The sequence below is a fragment of the Nocardioides gansuensis genome (assembly GCF_003076135.1).
In the GTDB taxonomy this organism is placed as follows: Bacteria; Actinomycetota; Actinomycetes; order Propionibacteriales; family Nocardioidaceae; genus Nocardioides; species Nocardioides gansuensis.
The window spans coordinates 317,828-333,965 of the sequence record NZ_QDGZ01000007.1; the positions used below are offsets into that span (position 1 = coordinate 317,828).

Consider the following 16,138-nt stretch of genomic DNA (forward strand, 5'->3'; position numbering starts at 1 on the left):
TGGCAGGGCTCAGGCCGGCTGCGCCAGGCTGCCGAAGCCGCTGCGGTGGAAGACCAGCGGCCGCAGCACCGTGCCGTCGTCGGCGTGGTCGACGGCGTGGAGACGCAGCAGCACGAGGGTGTGGTCGCCGGCCTCCACCTCGAGGTAGACCGTGCAGTCGAAGCGGGCGAGGCCCTCGTCCAGGGTCACTGCGCCCTCCTCGGTGGCCTTGACGGCCACCCCGTCGAAGCGGTGCTCCACTGCGCCGGCGAGCTGGCGGCACACCTCTCCGTGGTGGTCGGCGAGCACCGTCACGCCGAGGTGGCTGGCCCGGCGCAGGGCCGGCCAGGTCTTGGACGTGGCGGCGACGGAGAAGGACACCAGCGGAGGGCTGAGGCTCACCGAGGTGAACGAGCTCGCCGCCAGGCCGATGAGCTCGCCCTCGACCTCGGCGGCCACCGCGACGACACCCGTCGGGAAGACGCCGAAGGCCTTGCGCAGCGCCTGCGGGTCGAGGTCCTGGTTGGTGGGGGCGTCGACGAGCGGCTGGGCGGTCACTGGAGGGCTCCTTCCCGCGCGGCCAGCAGGGCCGCGACGATCGGCTGGGTGGCGGCGAGCCAGTCGGCGTACGCCGCGGGGTCGTCGTGGGCGGTGTCCTGCACGTAGAGCGCGCGACCGGGGATGGTGCCGCCGATCTCGGTGAGGACGGGCCGCAGGGTGTGCTCGGCAGCGAGGGCGTGGCCCGGCCCGGCGCCCAGCATCAGCGGCACGGCGACGCCCGAGAGCCCGGTGCCGCCCGCGAAGCGGTCGAGGAAGAGCTTCAGGAGCCCGGTGTAGGCAGCCTTGTAGGTCGGGCTGGCGAAGACCACCAAGTCGGCTGCGCCCACCTCCGCGACGAGCTCGGCAACGCCGTCGTCGGTCCAGTCGAGGAGGGCCGGGCCGAGCGTCGCGAGGTCGACCGTCAGGCCCGGGGGGGCGCCCGTCAGGCCGGTGACCACGCGGACGGCGGCCGAGAGGGTGCGGCTGGCCGGCCGGGGGTTGCCGACGACGACAGCGGTGCGCTGCGCTGCGCTCATCTCTCGCCTCTCCCTCGATTGCTGCGTCCCGGTCGCTGGGTGCCTTGTTGTCCCATATGTGCCTCCTGTTGTGCCCGACGCTCGAACATTGTCGATAAACTTGATTGACAATAGGCATAATTACAAGCCGGCTCGGTCGCATCACCATCCCGATCGCCCGAACCGGCGATCGGCAGGCCCTCTCACCCACCCTCAGGAAACCGACATGCGCTTCGAGCAGCTCGAGTACCTCTTGGCGATCACCCGGCACACGTCCCTGCGCCGCGCAGGCGAGGAGCTGCACGTCTCCCAGTCCGCGCTCAGCGAGGCCATCAGCAGGCTCGAGCGCGAGCTCGGCGTGCGACTGCTGGAGCGTCAGCGCTCCGGAGTGCGGATCAGCCCGGCCGGACGCGAGCTGCTGCCCTCGATCACGGACGTGCTCGACGCGGTCGCCCGGTTGCGTTCTGCCGCTGGCGACGGCCTGATCGCGGGGCGGGAGCTGCGGCTGGGCACGGTCAGCACCGGTACGGCCGCGATCGTGCTGCCCGCGGTGCGGGCCTTCCAGTCCGCTCGCGACGGCGTGACGGTGGAGATCCGCAGCCTGCAGCGCGCCGAGGTCGTCGCCGGCCTCGCCGAGGGCAGCCTCGACCTCGGCCTGGTCAACATGCTCGACGGAGACGACCCGCTGCCCGGGCTCGAGTCGATCCCGCTGTTGACCGGCCGACCGGTCGCGGTCGTTCCCTCCCAGCACCCGTTCGCGGCGTGGCCGTCGGTGGACGTCGACGACCTGCGCGGCGAACGGTTCATCGGCCTGCGGTCGGGCTACCAGATGCACCGCATCGCGCACCGGCTGTTCGGCACCGACCCGCCGGCACAGCGCCACGCCGCTGACGGCGCCGAGATGGCCAAGCAGATGGTCGCCGCCGGCATCGGCGTGGCGGTGCTACCCGACTTCAGCGTCACCGACGACCCGCTCCTCGCGGCCGGCCTGCTGGCCGTCGTCCCCCTCGCAGTGACACAACCGACCGTCACGATGGCGGCCCTGCACCCCGCAAAGGAACGACTTCCGGAGGCCGTGCACGACCTCCTCTCGCACCTGGTCGTGCGGGCCAGGGGACTCGTGCGCGACTCATCGCTGAGGGCGACTGCGGGCACCTCTCCGTGATCGTGAACGCCACGATGCCAGCGACGGTCGAGGCGACCGCCAGCAGCGCGAAGGCGACCACGTAGCCCGCCTCCTCCGGGTAGCCGGAGGGCAGCAGGTGCTGGGCGAGCACGCTGGCGAGCACCGCGGAGCCGATCGCGCCGCCGATCGTGCGCAGGTTGGCGTTGAGCCCGGTGGCCACGCCGACCCTCCCTTCCGGAGCAGCGGCGACCACGACATTCGCGAGCACCGCGAAGCTGGTCCCCGACCCGAGCCCGGTGAGGGCGTTGGCCAGCATGATCTGCCACGCGTGGTCGTGGGCGACGGCCGTCACCCCGAGGCCGGTCGCAGACAGCCAGCAGCCGCTCGTGATCAGCGCACGCGCACCCAGCCGGCGACCGAGGCGGGGAGACAGGACGCCGGCGACGAAGGACAGCACCGCTGTCGGCAACATCAGATAGCCCGAGGCCGCGACGCTCGCGCCGAGGCCGTAGCCGCTCGATTCCGGTGTCTGGACCAGCTGCGGCAGGTAGCCGAAGGACGCATACATCGACACCCCCACGAGCAGTGCGACCACGTTCGCGCCGAGCACGCGCCGGTCGAGCAGGAGGTCGAGGTGGATCAGGGGCACATCGACATGGGTCTCGACCAGCACCCATGCGACCAGGAGCAGCGTCGCCGCCGTCATGAACGCGACGGTGCGCAGCGACGTCCACCCCACCGTCGGGGCCCAGGATATGGCGAGCAGCCCGCACACCAGCCAGCCGGCGAGCGCCACGGCAGACAGCAGCCGCACCGGCTGCCCAGTCCGCGCCCGGGACTCCGGCACCAGCAGGTGGGCCGCGAACGCGGCCAGGAGCGCGGTCGCCATCGGCAGGAGGAACAGCGGCCGGTAGCCCAGGATGTGCACGACTGGCCCACTGACGACGATGCCTGCTCCGAAGCCGACCGACATGAGCGAGGACAGCAGGGCTACGGCCCCCGGGACCCGCCGTACCGGCAGCTGCTCCCGGATGATGCCGAACGCGAGGGGCAGGACTCCGCCGGCCAGCCCCTGCACGACACGGGCGGCAACGAGGGCGCGGACGTCGGTCGCGAGCGCGGCCCCGAGCGCGCCCACCCCGAGGAGGGCCAGGCTCACCACGAACATCCTGGTCTTGCCGTAGGCATCCCCCAGGCGGCCGACGATCGGCGTCGCCACCGAGGCGGAGACCAGGAATGCCGTGAGCACCCACGACGCCGCCGCCTGGCTGGTGCCGAGCTCGGCCTGGATGAGTGGCAGCGCCGGCACCGTCATCGACTGCAGCAGCGTGTACGAGGTGACCCCGACGACCAGCACGCCGAAGACGACGCGCGGGCAGTCGGGGTTCCCGGTACGACGCGCCGGGCGCTCAGGCACGCCAGCGGGAGAAGCGACGCTCCAACCCGACGAGGCCGTAGTTGACTGCGAGTCCCAGCAGGGACGTCACCAGGATCGCGGCGTACATCTTGGGAATCAGGAAGTTGAAGTTGGCATACATGATCAGGAAGCCCAGGCCAGCCTTCGCGCCGACCATCTCCGCGGCGATCAGCACCAGGATCGACGCCGCTCCGGAGATCCGGATGCCGGTGAAGATGGTCGGAACCGCCGCGGGGAAGACGACCTTGCGAAAGGTCGCCGCCGGAGAGAGCCCTAGGACCCGCGCCGACCGCAGCAGCTGCGGGTCGACGGTGGCCACGCCCGCGATCGTGCTGAGCAGGATCGGGAAGAAGCACGCGTAGGTGATGATCGCGATCTTCGAGGCTTCGCCGATGCCCAGGATCAGGGTGAACACAGGCAGCAGCGCGAGCGCTGCGGTGTTCCGGAAGACCTCGAGCACGGGCTGCACGAACTCCCGCACCGGCCGGTACCACGCGATGGCCGCTCCCAGCGGGATCGCGGCCGCGGTGGCCAGCAGGAAGCCGCTGCCCGACCGCACCAGGCTCGCTCGCAGGTGCCGGGCCAGCTCGCCACTGGTCGCCAGATCCGCCAGCGCCTGGAGCACCTCGTGCAGGGGAGGGATGAAGTAGCGGTCGAAGACGCCGACGATCGGCAGCAGTTCCCAGACCAGGGCGAGCACCACGACGCCGGCAACGCCGCGGGCGATCGCGACCGCCCGGGTCCGGCCCGGTGAGACGCCCTTGGCTCGCGCGGCCTGCTCCTGGCGCGGGTTGAGCCGGCCGGCAGTGCGCTCGGCGAGGAGACTAGGCGACATGGGCCACCTCCTGCGGGGCGACGTGCTGCTCGCGGAGCAGGCTCCAGATCCGGTGGCGGTACGCCGCGAACGCCGTCGTCGCACGCAGGTCGTGGTCCGCGGCCGGCCTGCGGTCCAGCTCGATCTCGATGACCTCCCGGATCCGTCCCGGGCGGGCGCTCATCACCGCCACGCGTTGGCCGAGGAAGACAGCCTCCTCGATGTCGTGGGTGATGAAGACGACCGTCGTGCCCGTCCGCTCCCAGATGGAGACGAGCTCCTCCTGGAGCCGCTCGCGGGTCTGGGCGTCCAGCGCGCCGAACGGCTCGTCCATGAGCAGCACCTCGGGCTGGTAGGAGAGGCTGCGGGCGATGGCCACCCGCTGCTTCATGCCGCCCGACAGCTCGTGGGGGTAGCGATTCGCGAAGTTGGCGAGGCCGACCAGACCCAGATAGGTCCTGGCGCGCTCAGCTCGCTCGGCCTTGCCGAGGCCGCCTTTCGCCTCCAGCGCGAACTCGATGTTGGCCTGGGCGGTCCGCCAGGGCAGCAGCGTGTACTGCTGGAAGACCACGCTCCGGTCGAGGCCGGGCCCGGAGATGGGACGGCCGTCGACCCTGAGCGTCCCCGACGAGGGCTGCGTGAGCCCTGCGATCAGGTCGAGGACCGTGGACTTGCCGCAGCCGCTCGGTCCGACGAGGGTGAGGAACTCCCCCGCCCGGATGTCCAGGCTCAGCGCGTCGAGGGCGACGAACTCGCGCAGTCTCCGGTCGTCGTCGCCGCGGACCAGGAAGGTCTGGCCGACGTCGTGCAGCTCGATCCGTGAACTCATCGTGGGCTCCTCACGCGTTCGGGTTGAACTGGTTGGTGTAGACGTCTGACGGTTCGATCTCGTCGGGGTCGACATCCCCGCGCGAGTCCAGCCAGTCGAGCCAGATCGCGATGTCCTTCTCGGAGATCAGGCCCCCCTTGCTGGAGACGCCCGTGCTGCCGGCCCAGTTCTGCTCGACGGCCTCGACCGACGCGCCGTAGCCGTGCTCCTCGAGCCAGGGCACGTAGACGTCCAGGGTCTCCTCACGCTCATGTGACTCGATGAAGTCGATCGCCGCGGAGATGCCGGCGACCAGCGTCCTGCTCGCCTCCGGATACTGCTCGATCCACTCGTTGCGCAGGGACACGCCACCGCCGTTGTAGAAGCCGACGACGTCGCTGTCCTTGACGATGACCTCCAGCTGCACCGCGTCCTCCGCAGCCTTGACCTGGGCCAGCGAGAGGTACGCCGCGTCGACCTGGCCCTCCTTGAGCGCCTGGATGGTGTTGAGCGGCGGCAGCGGCACGAGGGTCACCTTCTCGATCTCGGTCCGGCTGAGGCCCCCCTCGGCGAACCAGGTGTCGAGCACCGCCTCGGCGTTGGCGCCCAGCGTGTTCACCGCGACCTTCTTGCCGATGAAGCTTCTCGGGTCCTCCGTCAAGCCCGAGCCCGGCAAGGCAACGACTCCGGAGCCGGTCTTCTCATTGGTGCCGTAGGTCGCCACGACGCTCTTGATCGGTGCCCCGCTCGCGACAACCTGCGCGGTCGCACCGAAGAACGCCGAGGACGAGATGTCGACCTGGTCGCTCGCCAGCGCCTGGAGCGAGGCGGGCCCGCCCTGGACGTCACCGACCTTCTCCAGCTCGATGCCGTCGAGCTCGCCGAGCGCATCGGCCAGCTCGAGCGGGTCGACCGCCCCGGGATAGCTCTGGTAACGCACCGTGGTGGTGCCGTCGCCGTCCTCCCCGGCGGCCGACGAGCCGCATGCGGTCAGCGCGGTCAGCGCGGCCAGGGCCAGGACGGCGACCAGTCCGGGGAGGCGGTGACGGCGGGAGGTGGTTGCGGTGCTCATGGTGTCCTTTCGGTGGGGACCGCGCCTCAGGCGAGGGCGGCGGTGGTCTGCGAGGCGGCGTACTGGCTCACCGGACGGGCCAGGCCGTAGTGCTCGCGCAGCGTCGAGCCGGCGTACTCGGTGCGGAACAAGCCGCGCTCCTGCAGGATCGGGACCACCTTCTGCGTGAACGCGGTGAGCAGGTGCGGGTACAGCGGCGGCATCACGTTGAAGCCGTCCGCCGCCGCGGACTCGAACCAGGTCTGGATGGTGTCGGCGACCTGCTCGGGGGTGCCGTGCACGACGTTGTGCCCGCGGCCGCCGGCGAGCCGGTGCAGCAGCTGGCGGAGCGTGGGCCGGTCGCGCTCGACGATGTTGGCGACGACCTGCCTGCGACTGCGGTTGTTGTCCAGCACGTTGCCGGCGTGGCCGAACACCTCCAGCGGAACACGCTCGTCGAGCCCGAGGTGACCGAGCGAGACGCCCGCCATCTTCTCGAGCTGCTGCAGGCCGTAGGCCGGCACGGTGAGCTCGTTGAACGAGCGGTAGAGCTCCTCGGCCTCGGCAGCGGTGTCGGCAACGAACGGGCTGATGCCCGGCAGCACCTTGACCTGGTCAGCGTCCCGCCCGAAGGCGCGCGCCTTGGTCTTGATGTCCCGGTAGAACGCCTGCGCGTCCTCGAGCGTCTGGTGCGCGGTGAAGATCGCCTCCGCGTTCCGGGCCGCGAACGCCCGGCCGTCGTTCGAGGAGCCGGCCTGGATGTAGACCGGGCGTCCCTGGGGCGGGCGGGGCGCACTGAACGGGCCCCTGACCTTGAGGAACCGGCCGACGTGGTCGATCGCGTGGACGCGCCCGGTATCGACGTACGTGCCGGCCTCCCGGTCCACGGCGATGGCGCCGTCCTCCCAGCTGTCCCACAGCTTGCCGACGACGTCGACGAACTCCTGGGCCCGGAGGTAACGCTCCTCGGTGCTGGGCACGCCGTCGAGGCCGAAGTTGAAGGCGGCATCCTCACTGAAGGTGGTGACGATGTTCCAGCCGGCCCGTCCCTTCGAGATCTGGTCGAGGCTGGCGAACAGGCGGGCGAGGTTGTAGGGCTCGTAGAACGTGGTGGAGGCCGTGGCGATCAGGCCGATCTTCGAGGTGACGGCGGCGATCGCCGTGAGCAGGGTGATCGGCTCGAACTGGTTGGCCGGGCGGTGCGCGCCGCCCCACCAGGCCGGTCCGTCGGCGAGGAAGACGGCGTCCAGCTTCGCGGCCTCCGCCTCTCGGGCGATCTCCTGGTACCACTCCACGTCGCCAATCCGCTCGGCCCCGCTGGCGGGGTGTCGCCACGACGCCTCGTGGTGTCCGGTGTCGTGGAGGAACGCGTTGAGGCTGAGCTGACGACGCATGTGGCTTCCCTTCGGTTTACTCACTTTTGTCGAGTGAATTACTAGACTTAGCAAGAACCGTAGGGCACGAGGCCGGGATATGTCGCGCTGGACGGGCCCTCGGGCGCCCGGTTTCGCCGAACGGGTGATCGGGCTCAGCGGCGTGCCGAGCGCTCCCCGTCCCCGGATCGAGGCTGGGCAGCCCCAGCGCGGGGCCTCAGCTCTTGCGGCCGACGACGCTGAAGAGCGTCACGGCGAGGAACGCCTCGCCGAGCTCGGCTGCCCTCACCAGGTCCGTCTCCAGCCGCGCCGCCTCCTCGGCGGTCAGCGCGCCCTCCTCGACGGCCCGGGACGCATTGATCCGGACCATCAGCGGGTTGGCCACCAGGGCCTCGTCGAAGACCAGCGCCGACGACCCGATGTCCGGGTCGACCGCGAGCCCGGCAGCGCGCAGCTGGGGTCGCAGGTAGCGGCCGGCGAACGGGTTGGGCGTCCGCGCGAAGAACGCCTCGTCGTAGCGCCGGCGCACGTCCGGGTCACCCATGGGCAGCCAGATCGCGCTCCCCCAGTCGCTGTCCACCACGGCCACCCGGCCACCGGGGGCGAGCACCCGCGCGAACTCGCGCACGGCGGCGCCGGGGTCGTGCAGGTGCTGGAAGACCCGTTCGCAACGCAGCACGTCGACCGAGCCGTCCTCGAACGGGAGCGCGAGCGCGTCACCGTCCACGAACTCCGCCGATGTCCCGAAGGCCCGCTCGGCGGCGACCGCGCGCAGGCCCGGGTGGGGCTCCACGCCCACCGCCCGGCCGGCCGGCCCGACGAGCTCGGCGAAGCGCCGTACGTCGGCGCCCGTGCCGCAGCCCACGTCGACGCACACCTCACCCGGCTGCGGCGCGAGCGCCGCCATCGTCCAGTCCCGCAGCCGCGTGATGCCTGGGTTGGCCTCCTGCACGTCGAGCACGAAGACCAGGTTGGCCAGCTCGCGGGCGGCGTCCGCGGCCACGTTGTCCTTCTGGAACTGGGTGGCGTCGAAGTCGTCCATGCCCTCGGGGATCTCGCTCACCCGACCAGCGTGGCACCGGGAGTCGGGACGCGCAGCCGAAACGGCGTGATCGCGGAGCTCTCCGGCCACGTCACGATCCGGTCACGTCCGGGAACGGGCAGCGACCGGGGCGCGTCCGACCGGCATGACCCGTCGTCCCGGAAAGCACAGGCTCGTCGCACTCGCCCTCGCCCTCACCACGACGGCCGCGCTGGCCGCCTGCACCTCCTCCGGCACCGACGGCATGGACGTCGGCGGCACGACCAGCGAGGCGCCGGCCGAGGGCGCCCAGGACCTGGACGAGGGCCGCGGGTTCTCCGAGGCCTCCGGGGACGCGCCCACCAGCGACGCCAGCCGGCCCGGCGCCATCGAGCGCAGCGTGATCTCCACCGGCACGGTCTCCCTGCGCAGCGAGGACGTCGCCCAGGCGCGCCGCGACGTGCAGCGGGTCGTCGACTCCGCCGGCGGCACGGTGTCGGAGGAGAACACCGAGACCGACGACGAGGGCGACGTGGCCTACGCCCGACTGGTCCTGCGGGTCCCGTCGAGCCGCTTCGACTCGGTGATGGCCGACCTCGAGGAGACGGCCGAGCTGCGCGCCTCGCAGCGCACGGCCGAGGACGTGACGACCCAGGTGATCGACACCCGGGTCCGGGTCCGCGCGCAGCAGGCCAGCCTCAAGCGGATCGAGCAGATCCTGGCCCGGGCGGAGACGATCCAGCAGGTGATGGCGATCGAGTCGCAGCTGACCCGGCGTCAGTCCGACCTCGACTCCCTCAAGGCCCAGGAGGCCTACCTCTCCGACCAGACGTCGCTGTCGACGATCACCGTCGACATCTCCCGGCTCGACGAGAAGGAGCCCGAGGAGGAGGACGGGTCCGGCTTCCTGACCGGCCTGGAGGCCGGCTGGAAGGCGCTCGTCGCCGCTGCGGTCGCCGTCACCACGGTCGCCGGCGCCCTGCTCCCGTTCGTGGTGGTCGCGCTCGTCCTCGGCTGGCCGCTGTGGGTCGTCGTACGCCGCGCGGCCCGGCGCCGCAGGCCGCCCACCGAAGCCGCCGCCTGAGCCGCCCGCCGCGTGCCAGACTTCCCGCATGGACGCGGACGCGGTCAAGCGGGCGCAGGTCGAGTTCTACGAGGCCGGCCACTACGACGCGCTCGCGGCCACGCTCCTCCCGGCCGCCCAGCAGCTGGTCGAGGTCGCCGCGGTCGCGCCCGGGCAGCGGGTCCTCGACGTCGCTGCCGGGGACGGCAACATCGCCGAGATCGTCGTACGCCGAGGCGGCGCGGCCGCTGCCTGCGACATCTCGCACCTCCAGGTCTGCCGCATGCTGGCGCGCGTCCCCGGGGCTGTGGGCATCGTGGCCGACGTGGAGGCGCTGCCCTTCCCCGACGCGATGTACGACGCGGTGCTGTCGGCCTTCGGGGCGGTGGCTGCGCCCGACCCCGACCAGGCCGTCGCGGAGCTGTTCCGCGTGTGCCGGCCGGGCGGCACGGTGGCGCTCACGGCCTGGCCCGACGGCGGCTTCATGGCCGAGCTGGCCGCGGCGCTGAGGGCGCGGGTGCCGGCGCCCGAGTCGTTCCCCGACCAGGACCTCGGCTGGGGTGACGCCGAGAACGCCCGCGCCCGGTTCGCACGGCACGCGCCTCACGTGCAGGTCGAGCGGCACAGCCTGATCATCGACCCGGCGGTGCGCGGCAAGCACGGTCCCGACGACTTCGCGGCGCGCTACGCGGCCGAGCGGTTCACCGGCATCGACCTCGCCGAGGTGCGGGCCGACCTCGCCCATCGCCACACCGACACGGACGGCCGCCTGCGCGCCGACTATCTCGTCGTCGCCGGTCAGCGAGGGTAGGACTGCACGAACTCGGTCAGCCGCTTCAGCTGGTCGGGGTCCGTCGACGGGATGACACCGTGGCCGAGGTTGAAGATGTGGCCACGGGCTGCGCGCCCGGCCTCGATCACCTCGGCGGCCCGGGCCGTCATCACGTCGGTGGGCGCGAAGACCAGGGTGGGGTCGAGGTTGCCCTGGACCGCACGGTCGCCCACCAGGGGGATGGCCTTGTCGAGCGGCGTGCGCCAGTCGACGCCCACGACGTCGGCACCGGCCTCGCCCATCAGGGTCAGCAGGTTGGCCGTGCCCACCCCGAAATGGATGCGCGGCACGCCGAGCTCGCCGGCGGCGGCGAGGACCCGCGCCGAGTGCGGCATCACGTGGGCCTCGTAGTCGGCCGGGGTGAGGGCGCCGGCCCAGGAGTCGAAGAGCTGCACGGCGCTGGCACCGGCCTCGACCTGCACGGCGAGGTAGGCCGCGGAGATCCCGGCGATCTTGCGCATCAGCGCGTCCCAGACGTCGGGGGCGCCGAACATCATCGCCTTGGTGCGGGCGTGCTCCTTCGAGGGCCCGCCCTCGACGAGGTAGGACGCCACGGTGAACGGCGCGCCGGCGAAGCCGATGAGCGGCGTCGCGCCGAGCTCGCCGACGAGCGAGCGCACCGCCTCGGTGATGAAGGGGACGTGCTCGGGCGTGAGGTCGGGGATGGCCTCGACGTCGGCCAGGGTGCGCACCGGCGACGCCACGACCGGGCCCACCCCGGGCTTGATGTCGAGGTCGACGCCGACCGCCTTGAGCGGCAGCACGATGTCGGAGAAGAAGATCGCGGCGTCGACGCCGTAGCGGCGTACGGGCTGGAGCGTGATCTCGACGACGAGGTCGGGATCCATGCAGGACTCGAGCATCCCCACCCCCTCGCGGACGGCGAGGTATTCCGGCAGCGAGCGGCCGGCCTGGCGCATGAACCACACGGGCGTGTGCGACGGCTCCTCCCCGCGGGCGGCGCGGAGGAACGGGCTGTCGGCAAGGGACGTCACGGGCGAATCTTCGCAGGTCAGGCGGCGTGGCGGCACATCGGCACCGACCCCTGCGTGGCTACTGTGGACACATGGTGGCTCGTCAGGAGACTCCCGCGGGAGCCGGCGCGTCCGGTCCCGCGGAGTTCCGCGCGGCCGTGCGCAGCATGCACGCGGCCACGCTCCGGCCGGAGATCTTCTGCGAGGAGATGCCGGCCCCCCAGCGCATCGCCCCGTGGTCAGCGGCGCTGTCGGCCGACGTGACGGTCGACGACCTCGACCTCGGCACCGGCCGGATCATCCTGCTGCACGACCCCGCCGGCAATGACGCGTGGGACGGCACCTTCCGGTGCGTGGCCTATGCCCGCGCCGACATCGACCCCGAGCTGATCACCGACCCGATGCTCGCGGAGGTCGGGTGGTCGTGGCTGACCGAGGCCCTCGAGGCGCACGGCGCGACCTACACCGCCGCCTCCGGCACCGTCACCAGCGTCGCCACCGAGAGCTTCGGCGGGATGGCCGACGAGGAGGGCACCGCCCAGATCGAGATCCGCGCCTCGTGGACGCCGATGCCCGGAGACGACGGCCTGGACATGCGCCCGCACGTCGAGGCGTGGGGTGAGCTGCTGTGCACCGCCGCCGGCCTGCCCCCGGTGCCCGAGGGCGTCATCGCCATCCCGAGCCGACGCGGACAGCGGGGCACGTGAGCGAGACGGAGACCATGAGTGAGAGCGAGCCGCTCCCGCTGCTGACGTTGCGTGACGGCCTCCCCGCCGTCATCGACACCGCCGAGGGCCTGGCGGAGGCCTCCGAGGCGCTGGTCGCAGGCGAGGGGCCGGTCTCGATCGACGCCGAGCGGGCGTCGGGCTACCGCTACTCCTCGCGGGCCTACCTGATCCAGCTCCGCCGCGAGGGCTCCGGCTCCTGGCTGGTCGACCCGATCGCGTTCGACTCGCTGGCGCCGCTGCAGGAGGCGCTCGAAGGCAGCGAGTGGATCCTCCACGCCGCCACCCAGGACCTGCCCTGCCTGCGCGAGGTCGGCCTCGAGCCGACCCGGATCTTCGACACCGAGCTCGCCGGCCGGCTGCTCGGCTACCCCCGCGTCGGGCTGGCCAGCCTCGTGGAGGGCGTGCTCGGGATGCGCCTGCGCAAGGAGCACTCGGCCGCCGACTGGAGCACCCGGCCGCTGCCGCGGCCATGGCTGGAGTACGCCGCGCTCGATGTGGAGGTCCTGCTGGAGCTGCGGGCCCACATGGCCCAGGAGCTGGAGGCCAAGGGCAAGACCGAGTGGGCGCGGCAGGAGTTCGAGCACCTCCTCGGCTTCGCGCCCGCCGTACGCTCCGAGCCGTGGCGGCGGATGTCGGGCGTCCACAAGCTGCGCGGCCGGCGCAGCCTGGGCGCGGCCCGGGCGCTGTGGCAGGCCCGGGACGAGATCGCCAGCCGCCGCGACGTCTCTCCCGGCCGGATCGTGCCCGACTCGGCCCTGGTCGCCGCGGCCGCCGCCATGCCGACCGAGCGGCAGGCGCTGCTCAAGACACCCGGCTTCCACGGTCGCGGCGCCGCGCGCTACACCTCCACCTGGCTGCGCGCGATCGCCGAGGCCGCCGCCCTGCCCGATGACGAGCTGCCCACCCGCGCCCCGCGCCAGGAGGGCCCCCCGCACCCGCGGATGTGGGCCGACCGCGACCCGGTCGCCGACCGCCGCTTCAAGGCCGCGCGCGCGGGGCTGCTGGCGCTCGCCGCCGAGCTCGAGCTGCCGGTGGAGAACCTCATCTCCCCCGACACCGTGCGCCGCGTCATGTGGGCGCCGCCCGCGACCCGGGACGAGGCCGACCTGCTGGCCGGGCTCGGTGGCCAGCTGGCCGACCTCGGCGCGCGGCCATGGCAGGTGGAGCTGGTCGCCCCCGTGCTCGTGCGCGCGGCGATCGCCGGCGACGTACCTCCGCCCGAGCCGCCGGACTGACCTACTCGGTCTCCGACTCCTCGGGGTCGCCCTCGGACGTCTCCTCGGGGGCGAGCACCGTGCGCGACTCCTCGTCGATCACCTGGGTCGCGGCCTCGAGGTCGAGCACGCCAGGAGCGGTCAGCAGGTCGACGAGGTAGGGGTGCACCGCCGCCTCCAGGGCCGCGGTGTCGTCGAGCAGCGGCGGGACGACCATGCCGCGGATGGAGGAGGTGAAGACCTCGGCGTGGTAGGGCATCCGGCCGGGCTCGCGGAACACGTTCGAGCCGGCCACCTCGGTGTTCGCCGGCACGACGTAGCCGGTGCGGGTCACCGTCTCGACGGCGGAGTCGGAGACGGCGTACGCCATGAAGTCGGCGGCGTCGTTGACGTGCTCGGTCTCGGCAGACAGGCACAGCCCGTCGATGTCGCCCACGGTCGCGGCCCGGTCGAGCACCGGCATCGAGATGACGTCGAAGGACAGGTCCTCGACCTCGCGCAGCTCCGGCACCAGGTCGCGGAAGCCGGCGATCATCGCGAGCTTGCCCTTCTTGAACAGCCCCAGCGGCGTGGCCTTCGCCAGCTCGTCCTCGCCCAGCGCGAGCGTCGGGTCGCGCAGCACGGCCAGCGTCTCGTCGAGCGCCTCGCGGGTCGCCTCGTCTGAGAAGGCCAGCGACGTCGGCTCGTTGTCGTCGTCGAAGACGTGCCCGCCGCCGGAGTAGATGAACGGCGCCAGGCCGCTGAGCGTCGGCTCGATGTAGACGCCCTCGACCCTGCCCTTGCGGGTGGCGAACCGGGCCGCGTTGGTGAACTCCTCGAGCGTCCAGCGCTCCCCCGGGTCGGTCGGGTCCTCGGCCGTCGTCGGCACGTCCAGTCCCCGGCGGGCCATCTTCTCGAAGTCGACGAGCTCGGTGTTGTAGTAGATGACCATCGGGGAGATCGAGTAGGCCATGCACTGCAGCTCGTCGTCGAGCGCGAAGGCGTCGACGGCGTCCCGCGAGAAGCGGTCGCCGAAGTCGACACCCCGCTCGTCGAGCAGCAGGCTGACCGGCTGCGTGGCGCCGGCGTCGGTGAGCCGGCGCAGGTCGCGGCGCGAGGCCATGAAGACGTCGGGTGCGTCGCCGGAGAGCACCGCCCGGACCGCGGTCTCGTGGTCGGGCCAGGTGACCAGCTCGACGCGGCGGGTGCGGGCGGTCGCGTTGAACGAGTCGACCACGCGCTGGGCCGCCTCCAGCTCGGCCTCGCTGCCGTAGACCCCGTACGTCAGGTGGGAGACCTCCGGCGTCTGGCTCGTCGTGGGCGGGGTCGTCTCCTGCGGCGGAGGCGTCGGGGTCGCGTCGCTGCAGGCCGTCAGGCCCAGTGCGAGCGCAGCCGTCGCGGCCGCCAACCGATGCATCCCCGTCCCCTCCCTGCGTGGCTTTGCGGGTCGCCCGACACCCTACTGGGGGTATGCCAGCCGGCTGGTGCCCGCGTCGTCACACCTACCCGTGGCCCGGCCCGTGGAAGGGCAGCGCCGCGGCGAGCACGGCCTCGAAGATGCTGCGCTCCAGGGCGGCGCCCTCGCGTCGTACGCCGGAGGGCTCGAGGCGGATGAGCCGGTCGAGCCTGACCTCGCTGGGCCGTCCCTGCGCGTCCCAGCCGCCGGAGCCCACGTCCATCCAGTGCCGCCCGTGCCGGGCCTCGTCCTCGGCGTCGCGGTCGTGGTCCTGGCTGCTGAGCATCAGGCCGACCCAGCCGTCGCCGTCCTCCCGGAGCACGAGCACCGGACGGTCCTTGCCGCGGGTCGGGTCGTCCTCGTAGGGCACCCAGGCCCAGACGACCTCGCCGGGGTCCGGCGTGCCGTCGACCTCGGGGGCATAGCTGCCGAGCGGGGTGTCGACATCGTGGTCGATCGCTGCCACCCGGTGACCGGGATCCACCGCGGTCCTCCGCTCGCCCGCGCCGGTCAGGGTCCGTCGGGCCAGCGAGGCCAGTCGTCGCAGCATGCCGACGAGCCTAGATGTGGAGCACGCCGGACCGGGAGCGCCTCACGGCGCGTGGCCGCTCGTAGCGGCTGATTTTGGGACCCGGGGCTGCCGCAGTCCGGCGTGCTCCGCGCCCCAGTGTAGGTGGTCACCCGAGGGCGTGGCGCATTTCTGCATGACCGGCCGACTCCAGCTGCTCGGCCAGCGTGAGCATCCTCACGGTCTCCTCGTGCTCGCTGCCGAGGCTGGCCCTCCCGGTGGCCACCACCCGCGCGAAGGCGGCCGCCCGGAGCAGGGTCACGGCGAAGTCGCCGCCCGTGATCCCGCGGAGCACATCGTCGATCATCGCCTTGAGCTCGCCGGGGCCCGGCGGGTCGGCCACGCCCGCGACGACGCGCGCCACCTGGGCCCGCGCCCGGCCGGCGTCGTACTCCCGTGCCACCCGCTGCGGGGCCCGGTGCACCCAGGCGCGCAGGACGTAGAGCCGCCACAGGCAGCCGGCGAGCGTGTCGGCGGGCGCGCCCGACCAGACCTGGGCGAGGGTCTCGAGCCCCTCGGTGTCGGCGAGGTGAAGCACCCGCTCGGCGAGGTCGGCGTCGTCGCTGCCGCGGGCGCCGCGCACGAGCAGCGTCGCGGCCAGGTCACCGGCCTCGCGCACGGCCGCGGGGTCGGCCCCGCCGGTGATCTCCTCGAAGAACCCGGCACCCGGCGTCATCGGG

Annotated in this window: 16 protein-coding genes and 1 pseudogene; 5 read left to right on the plus strand and 12 right to left on the minus strand. The window is 72.6% G+C overall.

Annotation, left to right across the window (positions count from 1 at the left end):
* Nucleotides 1–9: 9 nt before the first annotated feature.
* Together DDE18_RS17400 and DDE18_RS17405 are read right to left on the minus strand one after the other, a co-directional pair.
* Nucleotides 10–537 (minus strand): flavin reductase family protein, encoded by a 528-nt coding sequence (locus DDE18_RS17400; protein ID WP_116573512.1) that lies wholly within the window; start codon nucleotides 535–537, stop codon nucleotides 10–12.
* On the minus strand, nucleotides 534–1,055 hold the full coding sequence (locus DDE18_RS17405; protein WP_116573513.1) for an NADPH-dependent FMN reductase: 522 nt from the start codon (nucleotides 1,053–1,055) through the stop codon (nucleotides 534–536). Before DDE18_RS17405 ends, DDE18_RS17400 begins: the two co-directional genes overlap by 4 nt.
* 205 nt (nucleotides 1,056–1,260) lie before the next feature.
* On the opposite strand from DDE18_RS17405, the gene DDE18_RS17410 reads away from it, so the two are divergent.
* Entirely contained in the window at nucleotides 1,261–2,199 is a 939-nt protein-coding gene (locus DDE18_RS17410) for a LysR family transcriptional regulator (RefSeq protein WP_116573514.1), read from the plus strand.
* A gap of 1 nt (nucleotide 2,200) precedes the next feature.
* On the opposite strand, the pseudogene DDE18_RS23790 reads toward DDE18_RS17410, so the two are convergent.
* From DDE18_RS23790 to DDE18_RS17440, 6 genes and pseudogenes are all read right to left on the minus strand, one after another.
* A pseudogene (locus tag DDE18_RS23790) lies at nucleotides 2,201–3,577 on the minus strand (MFS transporter); the annotation flags it as partial.
* Nucleotides 3,570–4,412 carry an ABC transporter permease gene (locus DDE18_RS17420; RefSeq protein ID WP_116573516.1) on the minus strand — a complete coding sequence of 281 codons (843 nt, stop codon included), beginning with the start codon at nucleotides 4,410–4,412 and terminating at the stop codon, nucleotides 3,570–3,572. The gene DDE18_RS17420 and the pseudogene DDE18_RS23790, both read right to left, overlap by 8 nt.
* Nucleotides 4,402–5,220, minus strand: a complete 819-nt coding sequence (locus DDE18_RS17425) for an ABC transporter ATP-binding protein (protein WP_116573517.1) — start codon at nucleotides 5,218–5,220, stop codon at nucleotides 4,402–4,404. The genes DDE18_RS17420 and DDE18_RS17425 overlap by 11 nt, the downstream gene beginning before the upstream one ends.
* A gap of 10 nt (nucleotides 5,221–5,230) precedes the next feature.
* Complete coding sequence (locus DDE18_RS17430) at nucleotides 5,231–6,271, minus strand: ABC transporter substrate-binding protein (protein WP_116573518.1); 1,041 nt, start codon at nucleotides 6,269–6,271, stop codon at nucleotides 5,231–5,233.
* Nucleotides 6,272–6,297: 26 nt separating this feature from the next.
* Nucleotides 6,298–7,644 (minus strand): LLM class flavin-dependent oxidoreductase, encoded by a 1,347-nt coding sequence (locus tag DDE18_RS17435; protein WP_116573519.1) that lies wholly within the window; start codon nucleotides 7,642–7,644, stop codon nucleotides 6,298–6,300.
* Nucleotides 7,645–7,840: 196 nt separating this feature from the next.
* Nucleotides 7,841–8,686 carry a methyltransferase domain-containing protein gene (locus tag DDE18_RS17440; protein ID WP_211754612.1) on the minus strand — a complete coding sequence of 282 codons (846 nt, stop codon included), beginning with the start codon at nucleotides 8,684–8,686 and terminating at the stop codon, nucleotides 7,841–7,843.
* Between the two features lie 124 nt (nucleotides 8,687–8,810).
* On the opposite strand from DDE18_RS17440, the gene DDE18_RS17445 reads away from it, so the two are divergent.
* Nucleotides 8,811–9,728 carry a DUF4349 domain-containing protein gene (locus DDE18_RS17445; protein ID WP_116573520.1) on the plus strand — a complete coding sequence of 306 codons (918 nt, stop codon included), beginning with the start codon at nucleotides 8,811–8,813 and terminating at the stop codon, nucleotides 9,726–9,728.
* A 28-nt stretch (nucleotides 9,729–9,756) separates the two neighbouring features.
* Nucleotides 9,757–10,518 (plus strand): class I SAM-dependent methyltransferase, encoded by a 762-nt coding sequence (locus tag DDE18_RS17450; protein ID WP_116573521.1) that lies wholly within the window; start codon nucleotides 9,757–9,759, stop codon nucleotides 10,516–10,518.
* Here the strand turns inward: DDE18_RS17450 and hemE are convergent.
* Entirely contained in the window at nucleotides 10,506–11,534 is a 1,029-nt protein-coding gene (gene hemE, locus DDE18_RS17455; protein WP_116573522.1) for a uroporphyrinogen decarboxylase, read from the minus strand. The two genes, DDE18_RS17450 and hemE, sit on opposite strands and share 13 nt — an antisense overlap.
* Before the next feature lie 71 nt (nucleotides 11,535–11,605).
* On the opposite strand from hemE, the gene DDE18_RS17460 reads away from it, so the two are divergent.
* A complete protein-coding gene (locus DDE18_RS17460) occupies nucleotides 11,606–12,220 on the plus strand; it encodes a DUF3000 domain-containing protein (protein WP_116573523.1) in 615 nt (204 codons plus the stop codon).
* Between the two features lie 14 nt (nucleotides 12,221–12,234).
* Entirely contained in the window at nucleotides 12,235–13,476 is a 1,242-nt protein-coding gene (locus DDE18_RS17465; protein WP_116573595.1) for an HRDC domain-containing protein, read from the plus strand.
* 1 nt (nucleotide 13,477) lies between these two features.
* Here the strand turns inward: DDE18_RS17465 and DDE18_RS17470 are convergent, their stop codons facing one another.
* The 3 genes from DDE18_RS17470 to DDE18_RS17480 form a co-directional block, all read right to left on the minus strand.
* A complete protein-coding gene (locus DDE18_RS17470; protein ID WP_116573524.1) occupies nucleotides 13,478–14,851 on the minus strand; it encodes an ABC transporter substrate-binding protein in 1,374 nt (457 codons plus the stop codon).
* Nucleotides 14,852–14,936: 85 nt separating this feature from the next.
* Nucleotides 14,937–15,440 (minus strand): type II toxin-antitoxin system PemK/MazF family toxin, encoded by a 504-nt coding sequence (locus DDE18_RS17475; protein ID WP_165821215.1) that lies wholly within the window; start codon nucleotides 15,438–15,440, stop codon nucleotides 14,937–14,939.
* A 127-nt stretch (nucleotides 15,441–15,567) separates the two neighbouring features.
* Complete coding sequence (locus tag DDE18_RS17480; protein ID WP_170313293.1) at nucleotides 15,568–16,134, minus strand: hypothetical protein; 567 nt, start codon at nucleotides 16,132–16,134, stop codon at nucleotides 15,568–15,570.
* Nucleotides 16,135–16,138: the final 4 nt, after the last annotated feature.

What these genes read in the sequence shown, in the direction of transcription:
- DDE18_RS17430 (WP_116573518.1), bottom strand. Translation starts at nt 6,271, where the DNA reads ATGAGCACCGCAACCACCTCCCGCCGTCACCGCCTCCCCGGACTGGTC.
- DDE18_RS17425 (WP_116573517.1), bottom strand. Translation starts at nt 5,220, where the DNA reads ATGAGTTCACGGATCGAGCTGCACGACGTCGGCCAGACCTTCCTGGTC.
- DDE18_RS17445 (WP_116573520.1), top strand. Translation starts at nt 8,811, where the DNA reads ATGACCCGTCGTCCCGGAAAGCACAGGCTCGTCGCACTCGCCCTCGCC.
- DDE18_RS17410 (WP_116573514.1), top strand. Translation starts at nt 1,261, where the DNA reads ATGCGCTTCGAGCAGCTCGAGTACCTCTTGGCGATCACCCGGCACACG.
- DDE18_RS17480 (WP_170313293.1), bottom strand. Translation starts at nt 16,134, where the DNA reads ATGACGCCGGGTGCCGGGTTCTTCGAGGAGATCACCGGCGGGGCCGAC.
- DDE18_RS17460 (WP_116573523.1), top strand. Translation starts at nt 11,606, where the DNA reads ATGGTGGCTCGTCAGGAGACTCCCGCGGGAGCCGGCGCGTCCGGTCCC.
- DDE18_RS17450 (WP_116573521.1), top strand. Translation starts at nt 9,757, where the DNA reads ATGGACGCGGACGCGGTCAAGCGGGCGCAGGTCGAGTTCTACGAGGCC.
- DDE18_RS17465 (WP_116573595.1), top strand. Translation starts at nt 12,235, where the DNA reads ATGAGTGAGAGCGAGCCGCTCCCGCTGCTGACGTTGCGTGACGGCCTC.
- DDE18_RS17420 (WP_116573516.1), bottom strand. Translation starts at nt 4,412, where the DNA reads ATGTCGCCTAGTCTCCTCGCCGAGCGCACTGCCGGCCGGCTCAACCCG.
- DDE18_RS17435 (WP_116573519.1), bottom strand. Translation starts at nt 7,644, where the DNA reads ATGCGTCGTCAGCTCAGCCTCAACGCGTTCCTCCACGACACCGGACAC.
- DDE18_RS17470 (WP_116573524.1), bottom strand. Translation starts at nt 14,851, where the DNA reads ATGCATCGGTTGGCGGCCGCGACGGCTGCGCTCGCACTGGGCCTGACG.
- DDE18_RS17405 (WP_116573513.1), bottom strand. Translation starts at nt 1,055, where the DNA reads ATGAGCGCAGCGCAGCGCACCGCTGTCGTCGTCGGCAACCCCCGGCCG.
- DDE18_RS17475 (WP_165821215.1), bottom strand. Translation starts at nt 15,440, where the DNA reads ATGCTGCGACGACTGGCCTCGCTGGCCCGACGGACCCTGACCGGCGCG.